Source organism: Chryseobacterium contaminans (genome assembly GCF_001684955.1).
In the GTDB taxonomy this organism is placed as follows: Bacteria; Bacteroidota; Bacteroidia; order Flavobacteriales; family Weeksellaceae; genus Chryseobacterium; species Chryseobacterium contaminans.
In genome coordinates, this window is record NZ_MAYF01000312.1 from 48825 (window position 1) to 65641 (window position 16817).

General features: G+C 36.5%; 16 protein-coding genes. 8 read left to right on the forward strand and 8 right to left on the reverse strand.

Features of this window, described 5'->3' with window-relative positions:
• Positions 1-63 precede the first annotated feature (63 nt).
• The 3 genes from BBH99_RS15930 (at position 64) to BBH99_RS15940 (ending at position 1509) form a co-directional block, all read left to right on the forward strand.
• Complete coding sequence (locus tag BBH99_RS15930) at positions 64-270, forward strand: hypothetical protein (protein WP_066697890.1); 207 nt, start codon at positions 64-66, stop codon at positions 268-270.
• Positions 248-958 (forward strand): reprolysin-like metallopeptidase, encoded by a 711-nt coding sequence (locus BBH99_RS15935; protein WP_066697901.1) that lies wholly within the window; start codon positions 248-250, stop codon positions 956-958. Before BBH99_RS15930 ends, BBH99_RS15935 begins: the two co-directional genes overlap by 23 nt.
• A 215-nt stretch (positions 959-1173) precedes the next feature.
• Positions 1174-1509, forward strand: coding sequence for a T9SS type A sorting domain-containing protein (locus tag BBH99_RS15940; protein ID WP_066697903.1), 336 nt, complete (start codon positions 1174-1176; stop codon positions 1507-1509).
• Between the two features lie 70 nt (positions 1510-1579).
• On the opposite strand, the gene coaE is transcribed toward BBH99_RS15940, so the two are convergent.
• The 4 genes from coaE to ruvB all read right to left on the reverse strand — a co-directional run bounded on the left by coaE (position 1580) and on the right by ruvB (position 4791).
• Positions 1580-2206 (reverse strand): dephospho-CoA kinase, encoded by a 627-nt coding sequence (gene coaE / locus BBH99_RS15945; protein ID WP_066697904.1) that lies wholly within the window; start codon positions 2204-2206, stop codon positions 1580-1582.
• A 9-nt stretch (positions 2207-2215) separates the two neighbouring features.
• Positions 2216-3082 carry an MBL fold metallo-hydrolase gene (locus BBH99_RS15950; RefSeq protein WP_066697905.1) on the reverse strand — a complete coding sequence of 289 codons (867 nt, stop codon included), beginning with the start codon at positions 3080-3082 and terminating at the stop codon, positions 2216-2218.
• A 12-nt stretch (positions 3083-3094) separates the two neighbouring features.
• Positions 3095-3706 (reverse strand): FMN-binding negative transcriptional regulator, encoded by a 612-nt coding sequence (locus tag BBH99_RS15955; RefSeq protein WP_066697906.1) that lies wholly within the window; start codon positions 3704-3706, stop codon positions 3095-3097.
• Between the two features lie 62 nt (positions 3707-3768).
• Positions 3769-4791, reverse strand: coding sequence for a Holliday junction branch migration DNA helicase RuvB (ruvB, locus tag BBH99_RS15960; protein ID WP_066697908.1), 1023 nt, complete (start codon positions 4789-4791; stop codon positions 3769-3771).
• 251 nt (positions 4792-5042) lie between these two features.
• Here ruvB and hutI point away from each other — a divergent pair, with 251 nt between their 5' ends.
• The 5 genes from hutI (at position 5043) to BBH99_RS15985 (ending at position 12721) form a co-directional block, all read left to right on the forward strand.
• Positions 5043-6269 carry an imidazolonepropionase gene (gene hutI, locus BBH99_RS15965; protein WP_066697911.1) on the forward strand — a complete coding sequence of 409 codons (1227 nt, stop codon included), beginning with the start codon at positions 5043-5045 and terminating at the stop codon, positions 6267-6269.
• Positions 6270-6287: 18 nt separating this feature from the next.
• Positions 6288-7364, forward strand: coding sequence for a DUF695 domain-containing protein (locus BBH99_RS15970; RefSeq protein ID WP_066697914.1), 1077 nt, complete (start codon positions 6288-6290; stop codon positions 7362-7364).
• A gap of 471 nt (positions 7365-7835) precedes the next feature.
• Positions 7836-9848, forward strand: a complete 2013-nt coding sequence (locus tag BBH99_RS15975; protein ID WP_066697916.1) for a BCCT family transporter — start codon at positions 7836-7838, stop codon at positions 9846-9848.
• Positions 9849-10367: 519 nt separating this feature from the next.
• The gene (gene hutG, locus BBH99_RS15980; RefSeq protein WP_066697918.1) at positions 10368-11291 is read left to right on the forward strand and encodes a formimidoylglutamase; all 924 of its coding nucleotides are present in this window, start codon (positions 10368-10370) and stop codon (positions 11289-11291) included.
• Between the two features lie 137 nt (positions 11292-11428).
• Entirely contained in the window at positions 11429-12721 is a 1293-nt protein-coding gene (locus tag BBH99_RS15985) for an aldehyde dehydrogenase family protein (RefSeq protein ID WP_066697920.1), read from the forward strand.
• A gap of 186 nt (positions 12722-12907) precedes the next feature.
• On the opposite strand, the gene pyk is transcribed toward BBH99_RS15985, so the two are convergent.
• The 4 genes from pyk to fabF are packed head-to-tail and all read right to left on the reverse strand — an operon-like array spanning position 12908 to position 16815.
• Positions 12908-14353 carry a pyruvate kinase gene (gene pyk / locus BBH99_RS15990; RefSeq protein ID WP_066697923.1) on the reverse strand — a complete coding sequence of 482 codons (1446 nt, stop codon included), beginning with the start codon at positions 14351-14353 and terminating at the stop codon, positions 12908-12910.
• Complete coding sequence (locus BBH99_RS15995) at positions 14346-14819, reverse strand: IPExxxVDY family protein (RefSeq protein WP_066697926.1); 474 nt, start codon at positions 14817-14819, stop codon at positions 14346-14348. Before BBH99_RS15995 ends, pyk begins: the two co-directional genes overlap by 8 nt.
• Positions 14797-15561: a ribonuclease III gene (gene rnc, locus BBH99_RS16000; protein ID WP_066697929.1), complete on the reverse strand. Its 765-nt coding sequence runs from the start codon at positions 15559-15561 to the stop codon at positions 14797-14799. Before rnc ends, BBH99_RS15995 begins: the two co-directional genes overlap by 23 nt.
• 9 nt (positions 15562-15570) lie before the next feature.
• Entirely contained in the window at positions 15571-16815 is a 1245-nt protein-coding gene (gene fabF, locus BBH99_RS16005) for a beta-ketoacyl-ACP synthase II (RefSeq protein WP_066697933.1), read from the reverse strand.
• Between the last annotated feature and the right edge of the window lie 2 nt (positions 16816-16817).

Consider the following 16817-nt stretch of genomic DNA (forward strand, 5'->3'; position numbering starts at 1 on the left):
GTGTTGTTTATTGTTAATAAAGTGAGTGGGTTTGTGAGATTATACAAAGTTTTGAAAAATATTATGAAGAAAATTTTTACTTCTTTCTTTTTCCTTGGCTTATTGGTAATGTTTCATGCCCAATGGACTTCCGTAACATTCAAAGGGAAAACAATTCGGGAAAGATCACAAGCCAAAAGCTTTTATTCTTTGGACATTTCACTGTTAAGGTTTCAACTAGAGAGAGCTCAGGAAACAGGGCACAGAATTGCAACAAACACTTACAGCTAATGTAGGAAATGCTAATTATGATATAGGGCATTTATTTGGAGATTCAGGAGGAGGAGGAATGGCTGGCTGTATTGGCTGTATTTGTTTAGATCCGGAGTCCTCAAATCCATCAACAGGAAATGGGAAAGGTTCAGGATATACATCTCCCTCCAATAGAATATCGCAGGGAGATACATTTGATATCGATTTTGTTGCTCATGAAATGGGACACCCATTAAGAGGAAATCATACTTTCATGTATCAATATCAAACACCTAATGTACAATTTGAACCAGGATCGGGAACTACCATTATGGGATATGCCGGTGTAGCCAACGGAAATGCTGCAGGAGCTGGTATTACCCCTTCTCCTGGAGGTACATTTGATATACAGCCCAATAGTGATGCCTATTTTCTAAGAAATAGTATTAATCAGGTTCAGACTGTTTTAGTGGCTAGAACGTGTGATATTGAAACAACGGTCACCAATACTCCTCCGGTAATTGGAGCTCTTCCAACTTATACTATTCCAAAGGGGACAGCCTTTGTTTTAACGGCTTCTGCTACAGATGCGGAAAACGATCCAATGACATATACCTGGGAACAGGCAGATGCCATGATTAGCGGTGGGCCTTCTATTGATAATATCAATTTAGGAAATACAATTTCTGGAGTATCGTTTAGATCCTTAATGCCTTCTACAATATAGAGTACAGGGAAATCCTGCATCGACTGATGTTTATGTTACCAGTATTCCGTATACATTGAATAATCTGCAGCCTTCTACCACCTACGAAGTACAGGTTGCCGCAAATTGAGGAAAAACACCGGGAATATTTACTCCTGTGTGGACATTTATTACAAGATGTGATCCTAGCCCACCAAGTGTTACAGTTGGTAATATTACGACCAATTCCGCAGTAGTTGCCTGGAACTTGGGGTGGTATTCCCGTAAATTGTCTGAAATTTAATAATGGGGAAGGAGAAGATTATTCTGTAAGGATATCAAGAAAATATAGTCCTAACCCTCTGAATCAGACAGATGTTCTCATCTATCCTAATCCGGTAAACTCAGTGTTATATGTGAAAAATATCAGCAAGAGAGCAAAATATAAGATTTATGATACAGCCGGACAGATTGCTGTAGAAGGTATAATATTGAATAATCAGCTTAATGTAAGCAGGCTTGTCAATGGTGTTTATATAATAGATATTGATGATAATGGAAACACGGCTCAAAAGAAGCTTATTAAGGAATGATATATATTGAAAAAGCCCTCATTTCTGAGGGCTTTTTTGTATTTAAGTCAGCTGAATTTCTAATGATTTTTTATTCAATAGCAAAGATCACCTTTTCAGTCTGTTCCTTTAGCTCTTCCAGATTTGTATTATTATAAATGATACAGTCTGCCATTTTTATTTTATCCTTTTCAGGCATTTGTTTTTCCATAACAGCTTCTACCTCACGGTAGGTTTTATTATCCCTGTCCATTACCCTTTTGATCCGGATATTATCCTCTGCAGTTACCAAGAGAGACTTATAGCATTGTCTGTTAAGTCTTAATTCAAATAATAATGCAGTTTCTTTAAAAACAAGATATTTGGTTTGTTGCTTTACCCATTGCTCAAAATCAATACGTACGGCAGGATGAATGATCTCATTTAACTGAAGAAGAAGATCATTATTGTTGAAAACCTTAGCTGCTACAAACTTTCTGTCGTATAGGCCATTTGCATCATAAGACTCTTCACCCAGAAGTTCTTTGATCTTAATTTTCAACTCTTCATTGTCATTAACAATATCCTTCGCCCGGTCATCAGAATAATAAACCGGAAAACCGAATTCTTCAATAAATTTAGCAACTGTAGTTTTTCCTGAACCAATTCCCCCGGTTAGCCCAATAATCTTGGGTGCGGGTGGCTCGGCCTGTTGGCCCTCTGAATGTAATTCCTCCATAATTAAATATTAATACCCAAAAACATCATTAAAACTGAACGTTTCGTCAAGTCTTACTCCTTTTTCAGTCATTTTAAGGCTAGCGAGCTCATTGTGAGCATCATGTTCAAAGAATAATAAGTACTCATTATCCACACACTGTTTAAGGAATTTTCCCTTTTCTTCCAGTGTTAAAAGTGGTCTTGTATCATATCCCATCACATATACCTGATTGATGTGGCCAGCAGTAGGGATAAGGTCTGCTGCAAAGACAACCGTCTTTTCCTGATACTGAATCACCGGAAGCATCTGTTTTTCCGTATGTCCGTCTACAAAGATGACATCCATTTTCAGATCCGGAGCAAAACCATAATTTCCTGTAGTTGGAAGCGGCAAAAAGTTGAGCTGCCCACTTTCCTGCATAGGCATAATGTTTTCCTTCAGGAAGCTTGCTTTTTCTCTTGCGTTGGGTTCTGTTGCCCATTGCCAGTGGTTTTCATTTGTCCAGAATTGAGCATTCTTAAAAGCAGGTCTGTATCCTGTTCTGTCATCATTCCATTCTATAGCGCCACCACAGTGGTCAAAGTGAAGGTGAGTAAGGAACACATCGGTGATATCTTCCTTCACAAAACCATATTTTTTTAAATTTTTATCTAAAGTATCATCTCCCCAAAGCGAATAATGCCCGAAGAATTTATCATCCTGTTTGTTGCCCAGACCGCAGTCTACAAGGATAAGTTTTTTTCCATCCTCTATAAGCAGGGAACGGGTTCCCAGTTCAATTAAGTTTTTTTCGTCTGCCGGATTGGTTTTTTCCCACAAACTCTTTGGGACGACACCAAACATAGCACCGCCGTCCAGTTTAAATTTTCCACATTGTATTGGATATAACTTCATATATATTTTGATTTATTTCTTTATTAATTTCATTTTCTCAGCAATTTTCTGAGCTTGTGCATCTGATTGCTCCAGATGAGAAATGATATTGTTAAAATCATTCTCCTTTCTGTTCTGAGACAGTTTTTGCTTGATAAATATTTCCGTTGGAATCACTTTGATCCCAAAAGCACCTTTCATTTCCTTTTCCACAAACTCTCTTCCCATATCTTTTACCATCATGGGACATTGCTGAAAATTTTCATATTTTGAGGTTAATTTCTCCAGATGAGTATACAGCTCATCCTGATTCATCAGCTCTACTTTTCCATAGATCTGTACCGCTTCATAGTTCCAGGTAGAAACATTGATGTGGTCATACCAGCTGCTGGAAATATAAGTATGAGCTCCCAAAAAGTCACATAACACTTCATCACCATTTTTCAGGATTTTGGCCTGTGGATTAGCTCTGGAAATATGAGTTTCAATATAAGGATTTTCCGGATCACTTTCATTCAGCATCATCATGGAATGTGTGGCACGGATTTTATCAACAGAAGAAATGAGTAATGCAAAGGAATTTTCTTTGATAATCTCTCTCATCACTTCCAGATCTTCACTTCTGTACAATTTAGGAACAAACATAAATTAGCAACTCTCTTTATAATATTAAACTCAAAGCATTTAACCAAAATATTGAACCTTCACTAAAAAAGTTCTCCTGGATTTCTTGGCCTTGAAATATTTAAATGCTGATAAGCTTTATCAGTAACCTCTCTACCTCTCGGAGTTCTGATAATAAACCCTTCCTGAATCAAAAACGGTTCATAAACCTCTTCCAGAGTCTCCGGATTTTCTCCTATAGATGTAGCCAAAGCAGAAATTCCTACGGGTTTTCCCTTAAAATTTTCAATCATGACGCGCATGATCTTATTATCCATTTCATCCAATCCAAACTCATCTACATTAAGAGAATCCAAGGCATATTTGGTAATCTTGATCTCAATTTCTCCATTTCCTTTAATCTCAGCAAAATCACGTACCCTTCTCAGTAATGCATTTGCAATTCTTGGAGTTCCACGGCTTCTCCTGGCAATTTCAATCGCAGCATCTTCATAAATCACTACTCCTAAAACTCTGGCGCTTCTTTGAATAATGGTTGATAAAAGTTCAATAGAGTAGTACTCCAGTCTGCTTTGAATTCCGAATCTGGCAAGCATCGGTTTGGTAAGCATACCGCTTCTGGTAGTTGCGCCCACTAACGTAAAAGGATTCAGCCCAATTTGTACACTTCTTGCGTTAGGTCCTGTTTCCAGCATGATATCAATCTTATAATCTTCCATTGCTGAATACAGGTATTCTTCCACAACAGGAGACAAACGGTGAATTTCATCAATGAAAAGTACGTCATTTTCTTCCAGATTGGTTAATAAACCAGCTAAACTTCCCGGTTTATCCAATACAGGACCGGAAGTAATCTTACAGTTTACTCCAAGTTCATTGGCAATAATATTGGCTAAAGTTGTTTTCCCTAAACCTGGAGGACCATGCAAAAGGACATGATCAAGGGCACCACCACGTCTTTTGGCGGCTGTCACAAAAACCTCAAGATTTTCCAGCGTCTTTCTCTGTCCCGCAAAATCTTTAAAGCTTTGGGGACGAATTTGTTCTTCCTGCATCAACTCCTCCCGGGAGTAGTTTTCCTTATCTGGATGTAAAAAATCTGGCATTAATTCATTTCATTTACCTCAAAGATAGCAAATTTAGACTAAGATTGAAATGAAGATTGAGAAAAGGTGGATTTGAAACAGAGATTACTTTGAAAGCTGAGGTTTAGACTGAGATTAAGAACAAAATTGAGATATTTTAAGTATTTTTGAGAGGAAAATTAAAATTTGAATGATTTGATTTTGAGCATATCCTTTACTTGATTGGAATCGCAGACAGAAATCATTCACTTTCTAACCTTTAACCTAAATAAATGAAATTAATAGGCCCATTTAAGCAGGTTGTAACACTTGCCAATCTTCCGTTAAGAGGAAAACTTACTGATGAGCAGTTAGAAATTATTGTTGATGGAGGAATACTAATTGAAAATAATACCATTCAGAGAACTGGTGATTTTGAAACTTTAAAAAATGAAAACCCAACAATAGAAATAGAAACCATTGAAGGAGAACAGGTAGTTCTTCCTGCTTTTGTAGATTCACATACCCATATTTGCTTTGGGGGAAACCGTGCTAACGATTTCGCTATGCGTAATGCAGGAAAGACATATCTGGAAATTGCTGAAAGTGGTGGTGGAATCTGGAGTTCAGTACAGCACACAAGAAATGCTTCAGAAGAAGAATTATTGAAAACATTGTTGGAAAGAATCAATTTCCTTGTAAAACTTGGAATTACAACCATTGAAGTAAAAAGCGGCTATGGATTAGATGTGGAAAACGAACTGAAAATGCTTCGTATTATCAAAAAAGCTCAGGAATCCACAAAGGCAACTTTAGTTCCTACCTGTCTTTCCGCTCACTTAAAGCCAAGAGATTTTGAAGGCAGTAATCCGGAATACCTGAATTATATTCTTACTGAAATTCTTCCGAAAGTAAAAGAAGAGAACCTGGCAAAGCGTGTAGATATTTTTATTGAGAAATCAGCCTTCCAGCCTGAAGAAAGTAAAGAGTTTTTGCTTAAAACTAAAGATTTAGGTTTTGAAATAACCGTTCATGCAGACCAGTTTACACCTGGAAGCTCAAGAATTGCAGTAGAAGTGGGAGCTAAATCAGCAGACCATTTGGAGGCAACCATTGATGAAGATATAGACTTCCTTGCACAATCCAATACTGTAGCAACAGCGCTTCCGGGAGCAAGTTTAGGATTGGGTGAAAAATTTACACCTGCAAGAAAATTATTGGATGCAGGCGCTATTGTAGCCATCGCAAGTGACTGGAATCCGGGATCAGCACCTATGGGGAATTTAATTACTCAGGCTTCGATTTTAGCTACATTCCAAAAGTTAACAACCGCTGAGGTATTAGCTGGAATGACTTATCGTGCAGCCTATGCACTTAACTTAGAAGACAGAGGAAAGCTTGAAGCAGGAAAGAAAGCCGATTTTGTGACTTTTAAAACCAATAATTTCCAGAATGTTTTATATAATCAGGGAAGCCTGAAGGCTGAACACGTTTATATTGATGGAAAACAGGTTGATTAAAACATAAAGCTTATCAAAATGGAAGGAAAGCAATTGGAAGAAAAGCTTGATTATAGAGGTTTTTGGAATTGGTTTTTAACAAAGGAACAAGATTTCTATAAAATTGTTGAACAAGGTGACCAGGATGCTATCGAAAAAGACTTTTTTGATGAGATTGGTCCAAGGCTTAACCAAATCAATAAAGGTTATTATTTTCTGACCGGAATGAGTGATGATTCCATCGCAGAATTAATTCTTACAGCAGACGGAGAAATTAGTAATATTGTTTTTATTGAAGAACTTATTGCGGCAGCTCCTCAATTGGATCATTGGAAATTTACTTCTTTAAAACCAGCTCAGGATATAGAAAAAGTAAATGTTACAATGGGCGAATACCAATTTACAAAAGAGAATATTTTTTTCTATTCCAATGAACAGGAAGAATATCCTGATGAGATTGACCTGGTTTTTGTGTACGATGGTAATGTTGAAAATAAAGATGCTGTCACTACAGGAATCTGTATTTTCTTAGATAGTTTTTTAGGAGAATTGAATTTCGCCACGCAGATTGATACTTTTACTGTAGTGGGAAGAGATCAGGCTCAAAAAGAGCTTGTTCCTATTGAAAAGCTGAAAGATTTCCTTTTGTGGAGGGAAAGAGAATTTACAGAAAAGTATAAAAGTGTAAAGAGAGCTGATATGGAAGAACAGTTTTCAATTCTCAGAGCTTCTTTGAACAATGAAAAGCCTCTTATCGCCTGTATGAATCTTCCTCTACTGAATTATGATGCAAAAGCTTCCTATCCATGGATCTCAGTGCTGAAATTTCATTATAACGGAGAGAACAATGATGGTCTTCCTGAAAAAGAAGACTTTGAAAAACTAGGTGAGATTGAAGATAGAGCTATTGAAGATCTGAAAGAGAAAGGATATCTGTATATAGGCCGTGAAACAGCAGATAACATCAAAGAAAGCTATTTTGCAGGGAAAGACTTCAGAGAGATCTCTAAAGTTTTTAAAACCATAAAAGATAATCATCCTGAATACAACACCTCATTCAGAATCTTTAAAGATAAATACTGGCAGTATTTTAAGTATTACAACAATGCTGTTTAAAAAATAGAAAATGTGGATAAGAATAAAGTTATCCACATTTTTTATGAATGAATATCCATCCGCTTAGAAAGAATCAATGAAATTGATTCCATCTTTGCTCCTAAAATCATAGATATAAAAGCTAGAAACTTTGCGTTTTAAAAAAATCATAATGTTTTCAATCATCTGTGTAATCAGCGAAATCTGCGGGAAAATTTACCATTTTTTAAAGTAAAAACATTTCCAATAATAAACTTGAATTGGAGGAAGTCAAAATCATAAAGTCCTTCATATTTTTCATATTCTCTATAAGTTTTCTTATCTTGCGCTTCAATTAGCGTTGATTTTTAGATCAATAACGCATTTTTCTATAGTTCTTAAGTGCACCGGAGAATCCGGAAAACCTGGATATTTTCTTTTTTCTCAGTACTTTTTTACAGCTATATCCCGTACCAGGAAGACTTGTCAATACTATAAACGAAAATATAAAAGATGAATTTTCAAAATGTTAGATCTACTTTTAACAAAGGGGTCACTATTCCGAGTTTGATATTTATTATAGGTACCTGTTTTCTCTCAGCAGTGTATCCCAAACCGACTGAAAATATCCTGAATGAGATTAAACAATTCATATTTATCAATTTAAATTGGGTATATGTATGGTCTGTAACGCTGTTTGTTATTTTCCTGGTATATCTGCTGTTCAGTAAATATGCCAATATAAAGCTGGGTGCTAATGACAGTAAACCTGAATATTCTTTTTTCTCCTGGATTTCTATGCTCTTTGCGGCAGGAATGGGGATTGGATTGATTTATTTCAGCGTAGCAGAACCTATGCAGCATTATTCCTCAGAAGTTTTTGCAGATAATCATTATGTAAGTCGGGCAAAGCAGGCGCAGCTCTATACCTTTTTCCATTGGGGAATTCACGCGTGGGCTATTTATGGAGTAGTGGGGCTGTCTTTGTCTTATTTTGCCTACCGTTACAGGCTGCCACTTTCTTTAAGAAGCTGCTTTTATCCATTGTTAAAGAATAAAATCAATGGGAGATGGGGAAATGCCATCGATGTTTTTGCACTTTGCTGTACGTTCTTTGGGATCACAACAACTTTAGGTTTTGGAGTGGTACAGATTAGTTCCGGACTGAATATTCTCCATATTACGCCCGAAAATAGCTTTACCTATCAGATCATCATTGTAGTTACTTTGGTTGCTCTTTCTGTTATATCTGCCATTTCCGGAGTGGGGAAAGGAGTGAAAATTTTAAGTAATATCAATGTCATCAGTGTAATTGGTCTTTTACTTTTTGTTTTGATATTGGGACCAACAGTTTATTTGATTGGAAGTTTTACAGAAGGACTGGGAAATTATATCAACAATTTTTTTAACCTTACTTTCAATACCCATGTCTATGAGAAAAATGCTTTACCATGGTTTTATGACTGGACGATTTTATATTGGGCATGGTGGATCTCATGGTCTCCTTATGTAGGATTGTTTATTGCAAGAATATCAAAAGGAAGAACTATTAAAGAATTTATCTTAGCGGTTTTAATACTTCCAACACTGTTCAACTTTATCTGGATGTCCGTATTTGGAAACAGTGCGATCTGGTTTGATTTAAATATTGCCAACGGGCAGTTAAGTCAGTTTGCATCAGATCCGGATGCTTTAATGTTCCGTTTCCTGGATTATCTGCCTTTATCCGAATTTACTGGATTCTTTGTTATTTTGATTATCCTGATATTTTTTGTGACTTCAGCAGATTCAGGGATTTTTGTGATGAACAGCATTGCTACTAAAAATGCGAGCAAATCTCCCAAATGGCAAATTGTTTTCTGGGGTGTTTTACTTGCTGTCCTTTCTCTTCTATTGTTAAACGTAGGTGGTTTGAAGGCGCTTCAAAGTATGACTCTAATTACAGCGTTGCCGTTTTCTATCGTAGTGATCCTGTTTATTGTAAGTTTGATGAAAGGATTATCCATTGATCAGAAATATTATGAGAGGAGCTTTTCAGAATCTACAGTGCCGTGGTCGGGTGAATTCTGGAAAGAACGCTTAAAAAATATCGTTTCTTTTAAAGATAATGCCTCTGTAGACCGTTTTATCAAGGTGAAGGCAAAAGAAGCCTTTACGGATCTCCAGCAGGAATTTGCAGCTAACGGAATTGAAGCCAAAATCAATCATCATGAAAATTCTGTCAGAATAGAAATAGAAATTCATCAGGGAGTTGTTAATAACTTTGTATATGGTGTGGAGAATAAAATAAAAACAGTTTCTGAATATATCATCAATGAAGAAAACCTTCCGGATCTGAATGATAATAAAATCCATTATCCAAGATCCTATTTCGGGGATGGAAGAGAAGGATATGATGTGCAGTATTTTACCAAAAATGAGTTAATCTCCGACGTTCTGAAACATTACGAACGCTTTTTGGAAATTATTTCTGAAGAACAAAATGAAATGTTTATCAGCAGCAATGCGAATGAAAATAAAGCCTAAAAAAGGACTATTATCTGGAACAGTTCAAAACGTAAAGCGGATAGTTAGCCATCGAATTATTATTCCTTTCGTCACAAAAAGAATATCTACTAAATATTATATCAAAATAAATTAGTGAATTCGTAGTAAAAAATAAGTGTTTTTTATAAACGCGAAGTTCTATTTTTATACTGTGGTATTTTTAGGGAGCAAAGAAGTGAATCAATGAAATTGATTCTTACGAAGCGTTTGTATTACCATAAAGCTTCATCAGCAACGAAGTCGAGATTATTAGCTTCCTTAAGATATAAGCATTTTATAATAAATCTTTGCGTTAAAAAAAATGAAAATGTAATTTAAAAAGAGTAAATTATAAGATTATTTTTCTCTTCAGATGGGCTGTTTTTTTATATAGCTCCCATGTTTTGTAACTGATCCTAAATTCTTTGTAGAATGTATAAAAGGAGTTTTTTTATCTAAACAATATTAATTAGCTTTACTGGATAGAATGATGTGACTAAAATTGAATTTTAAAGGATTATGTTTCAAAATATTTGGCAGGGTAGATTAGATGGGGAAGAGCTTCTTTTCCACAGGCTATTTCAGAGAGTACAAGAAGAACAGAATTACGACAATATTTTACCGAATGATTTCGTTTTGCATGGCTTTGCCGTGGACGAAGGAGTCAGAAGGAATAAAGGCCGTCAGGGCGCTAAGGATGCTCCCGATGTGATACGGAAGAATATGTCTAATTTTCCTGTGATTCTTCCTGATTTCTCTATGCTGGATTTTGGAAACGTCACCTGTGAGGATGGTAATCTGGAGAATACTCAGAATAACCTGGCGAAGAATGTTTCAAAAGTTCTTTTAAAGGGCGGAAAATCTCTTGTTTTGGGAGGAGGGCATGAAGTGACCTATGCTCATTATTTAGGCATTAAAACAGCCTTTCCGGAACAAAAAATAGGAATTATCAATATAGATGCCCACTTTGATAACAGACAGCCGGAAAAAGGAATAGGGCCAAGCTCAGGAACAGGGTTCTGGCAAATTGCTCAGGAAGGGCCTATCAATTCACTGCACATCGGGATTCAGAGAAATTCCAATACCTTAAAACTTTTTGATACCGCCCATCAATATGGAATGAAATATATCCTTTCTGATGAATTGTTCTTTGAAAATCTTCCATCTGTCTATCAGCGTATTGATGACCTGCTGGAGAATGTAGATTTTGCCTATCTCACTATTTGTATGGATGTTTTTAACGCATCTATCGCTCCGGGGGTTTCAGCTTCAGCATATAATGGTATCTTTGCAGATGCAACCTTTATGCATTTTTACAGGCATATCTTAAAAAACAAAAAACTGGTTGCACTGGACGTAGCAGAAGTTAACCCGTCGTTCGATATTCAGGACAGAACGGCAAGACTGGCAGCTTGTCTGGTGAATGAATGGCTAATGATTTAAGATAAAGCTATATTCTTCCGATAGAGAAAATCATTCTTTTATTGACCCTTAAGGAATAGAATTTGCTGACCTTATCGTGCTTTTAAAATAAAAGCGCTCATAAATTCATTAGCTGAATTTAAAACAGAAATTATATTATGGAACAATTAATTGAAAACAAGCTTATTAAAGCAGACGAAGTGTTTTCAGTGTGGCGAAAAGTGCCGTTTGAAGAAAAGCAGAAGTTAATCGCAAAAGCCGCAGAAATATTAAAGAATAATTCAGAGAAATTTGGAAGGATCATTACTACTGAAATGAATAAGCCCATTTCGGAATCTATTGCTGAGGTGGAGAAATGTGCTTTAATGATGAATTATTATGCTGATGCTGAAAATATCTTAAAGCCTGAAAAAATACAATCCGAATTTACTTATTCTGAAGTTCATTACGCTCCAAAAGGAGTAATCTTAGGAGTAATGCCCTGGAATTTCCCTTTCTGGCAAGTGTTGAGGTTTGCAGTTCCTGCAATATTGGCAGGTAATACGGTGGTTTTAAAACATGCCTCAATTTGTTTCGGAAGTGGAAATGCTATTGAAGAAGTTCTTTTGGAAGCAGGCTTCCCGGAAGGAGTGTTCCAGAATCTTGAAGTAGGCCACAAAGCTGTAAAAGAAATTCTTGAGCATGATGCTGTAAAAGGAGTAAGCCTTACAGGAAGTGGAAAAGCAGGAGGAGAAGTGGCTTCTATCGCTGGATTGAATATCAAAAAATCTTTGCTTGAGCTTGGAGGTAGTGATGCATTTATCATTTTTGAAGATGGAGACCTTGAAGAAGCAGCAAAAGCCGGAGCAAAATCAAGACTTCAAAACTGTGGACAAACCTGTACAGCAGCGAAAAGATTTATTATTGACGAAAAAATCGAGGAACAGTTTTTACCCATCTTCATCGAAGAATATAAAAAATACGAAATCGGAGACCCTTTCAATAAAGAAACAAAGTTAGCAGGAATGGCAAGACCAGATCTGGCTGATGAATTGGAAGCTCAGTTCAACAGAGCGTTGGAAAATGGAGCGGAAATCATTCTTCCTTTGGAAAGGGTTTCAGACAATGAGTTTAAACCTGGTTTAATCAGGGTTCAGAAAGGTAATCCAATTTTAAAAGAGGAGCTTTTTGGTCCTCTTGGAATGGTGATGGTTGCTAAAACTGCAGAAGAAGCATTACAAATTGCTAATGATATCCCTTTCGGACTTTCAAACTCAGTCTGGACTCAAGATAAAGACCGTCAGTTATTCTTTATTGAAAACCTTGAATCAGGAACGGTTAATATCAACAGAATGACAAGTTCTGATCCGCGTTTTCCATTTGGTGGTTCTAAGGCTTCAGGATATGGAACAGAGCTGTCTTTACATGCTTTAAAAGAGTTTGTAACCGCAAAAACCATTATAGGGAATTAAATTCTCTCAATGTTATTCTGAGGAACCTCTGAGATTCTTCACTTCACTAAGTTTCATTAAGAATAGCATACTGCCTTTATTAGATATATCGAGTTAACTCTTTATGCATTATAATAAATAAAAACTCCCGGAAATTGATTTCCGGGAGTTTTTTATGCTTTGACAAAAAGTAATTTTGCTTATTGCTTATACTGTGGTTAATCTCAACGTATTAGTCTTACCACCTTCGTATGATGGTGTTGCGTTGATATTGATTACGAAATCGCCTGTTTCGATATACCCGTAGTTATGTGTTAACATATTTACCTGGATAATCGTTTCATCAGTAGACTTCTTCATATCGTAATAATAAGCGTGAACACCCCAAAGAAGGTTCAGCATTGTAATTACTCTTCTGTTACCACTGTATACAATGATGTGAGAATTTGGTCTGTGTGCTGCAAGCTGGAAAGCTGTATATCCTGAATGTGTCAACGTAACAATAGCAGAAACATTAGTAGTTTTTGCAATTCTTACCGCTGCAAGACATACCCTGTTTGTAATGAATCTCTCATCGATACAGTTATAGTCCTTTTCAATAGGTTCGTTCTTGTGCTGGTAGAAATGAGTGGTTTCAATGTTTTTCACAATTTTAGCCATATTTTCTACTACCTGTACCGGGTATCTACCTACAGAAGTTTCTCCTGAAAGCATTACCGCGTCAGCACCATCCAATACAGAGTTCGCAACGTCATTTACTTCCGCTCTGGTTGGCGTTAAGCTGTTGATCATTGTTTCCATCATCTGAGTAGCAATGATTACTGGTTTAGAGTAGAATCTTGCTTTCTCTACCAGGTTTTTCTGGATCGCAGGAACTTCTTCCATTGGAACTTCAACACCTAGATCACCACGGGCAACCATTAGTCCGTCACATTCCAATAAGATTTCTTCAATATTTTTAACTCCTTCTGGTTTTTCAATCTTCGCAATAATCGGAGTTTTGAATTTACCATTTGGATGTTTTGCAATTAATTCTTTCAGGTCAATAATATCCTGTGCATGACGTACGAAAGAAAGTGCAATCCAGTCTACCTCCATATCAAGCATGAAATTAGCATCCTGAATATCCTTCTCTGTTAATGCAGGAAGAGATACCTGAGTATTAGGAAGGTTAACTCCTTTCTTTGAACTTAGAGGTCCCCCTTGAATGGTTTTAGCCTTTACAGTGTCCACTTCATTAGTCTCAGTAACCTCTAATACAAGCTTACCATCGTCAATAAGGATTCTTTCACCTACTTTTACGTCTTGTGGAAACTGTTGGTAAGTCATGTAAACCTTGGTAGAATCTCCCTCCATCTTTTCATTCGTGAAGGTAAGAATGTCTCCTGGATTCAGGTAAGATCCTTCTTTTACGACACCTACTCTTAGTTTAGGACCCTGAAGGTCTCCTAAAATACCCACTGAATAACCGTACTCGCTGTTTAGTTCTCTAATTATTTCAATATTCTTTCGAACTAAGTCGTAATCTGCATGGGAAAAATTTATTCTGAAAATATCAACACCCGCCTTCATCAGATCTAACATTACCTCCTTCGATGATGAAGCAGGCCCTAGTGTTGCAATAATTTTTGTCTTCTTTAAATACTTATTCATAATACTGGATAATTTGATAAAGTTCCTCTTCAGAACTCAGTGTATAATCTTGAATTGGAAAAACAAGATTTTCAGGGAGCAAAATTACGGAAAAATCAGGAAACTGTTCCGAACTATGCAGAATATATTCTACATCTACCTGATTATTTAATAAAAATTTAATGTTTTCTTCTTCTGTAAAGAGCTCGGTTTGAACTTTTTTTTGTTTACTTTCGGAAGATTTATTGGAAATAAAGGTGAAACAGGTCTTGGAAAACTTGTGATAGGCCTCAAATCTTGGAAAAAAATAATCATAATAATCCCCATGAAAGACCAGGTCTTTTTTTCTTGAAAAACTGAGATTGTTAAGTTGATTGATTTTATAGAAAAACTCGTGAGCGGGTATATCTTTTGCTAATCTTACCAATCCTATGGCAATATCTTCAAATTCTATATCATCCAGATCATAAAGTTTTTGAATTTCCAAGTATATTTTCTTTTTTATTTAAAATATAAAAAGCCCTCTGTGCTGCTTTTTCTTCAGCTTTTTTCTTGGAGGTTTCTGTAGCATTAGCAATTTTTTCATCTCCCAGCCATACATGACAACGGAACATGACTGCCTTGTTGGCCTGTATTTCCTCGCAGGTTTCGTACTTTATATTTACCTTCTTCTTCTGGCTCCATTCGAGCAGGAGACCTTTGTAGCTGACAATTTTGTTCTCAAGTTTGTTAATCTCGGAAGGCGTCAGAAGTTTTTCCAGAATGATCTTTCTACAAGTTTCATAATGAAAGTCCAGATAAACGGCACCGATAAGGGCCTCAAACAAATTACCGGAGATATTCTCACCCAGAGCCGAAGAATTATTCTGCTTTTGCAGAAGATCCGTAAGCTTAAGGTCTTCGCCTAATTTATTAAGATTTTTCCTATTAACAATCTTGGATTTCATTTGTGTCAAATATCCTTCATTAGCCTGAGGATAGGTTTGGAACAAATGACAAGAAATAATTGTACCCAAAACAGAATCTCCCAAAAATTCAAGCCTTTCGTAATTACTGTCTTGATTTTTAGAAGAGTTTTTTAAAGAAAAAGCTTCGCGGTAAAGAGCAATATTCTGTACCTCTGTACCCAGAACTTTTCTAAGTTCGGTACTGAGGAAATAATCTCTTTCCGTTAATTGTCTTTTTCTTTTTTTGAGAAGGAATTTAGAAAAGTATTTCTGTAACTCCATTCATTGAATTTAGATTTTCTTAAATAGAACGCAAGCGTTATGCCCGCCAAATCCAAAAGTATTGCTCATGGCTACTTTCACATCTTTCTTCACAGCTGTATTAAACGTAAAGTTTAGTCTGCTGTCTATCTTTTCATCATCAGTAAAATGGTTAATGGTTGGAGGAACAACACCATGAATAATTGTTCCTAATGCAGCAATAGCTTCAATAACACCGGCTGCTCCTAAAAGGTGGCCTGTCATTGATTTTGTAGAATTGATCTGAATGTCATAAGCATGCTCGCCCAGTAATTTAGAAATTGCATTGGATTCTGCGATATCTCCTAATGGAGTAGAGGTACCATGCATATTGATATGATCTACTTCATCAGCAGTTAAACCTGCATCTTCCAAACAGTTTTTCATTACCAGATAAGCGCCAAGGCCTTCAGGATGCGGAGCAGTCATATGATATGCATCTGCACTCATACCACCTCCTAATAATTCTGCATAAATTGTAGCACCACGTTTTACAGCGTGCTCATATTCTTCAAGAACAATACATCCTGCTCCTTCACCCAGTACAAATCCATCTCTGTCTTTATCAAAAGGTCTTGAAGCTGTTTTTGGATCATCATTTCTTGTAGAAAGTGCCATCATTGCATTAAATCCACCGACACCACTTGCTGTAACGGCTGCTTCTGAGCCTCCACATACAATAACGTCCGCTTTTCCTAATTGGATAAGCATCTTGGAATCAATTATAGCATTAGCTGAAGAAGCACATGCAGATACTGTTGTATAGTTGGGTCCGTGGAAACCATATTCAATTGAGATCTGACCAGGAGTCATATCTGCAATCATTTTAGGAATAAAGAACGGGTTAAATCTTGGAATTTCCGTATTAGCCCATCCTAAAACTTCCGTTTCAAATGTTTCCAGACCTCCGATTCCGGAGCCCCAAATTACACCAACTCTGTTTTTATCTACATTACCTTCAATAATACCAGAATGTTCTACTGCTTCTCTAGCTGCAACAAGTCCTAGTTGAGTGTTTCGATCCATTTTTTTAGCCTCTTTCTTATCGAAATGCTGTAGTGGATCGAAGTTTTTCACTTCACATGCGAACTTGGTTTTAAAGTTTGTGGCATCAAAAAGAGTAATCGGAGCGGCTCCGCTCTCACCTTTTACAAGATTTTCCCAGTATTCTTTTGCATTATTTCCGATTGGTGTTATTGCTCCAAAACCTGTTACAACTACTCTTTTTAATTCCATAA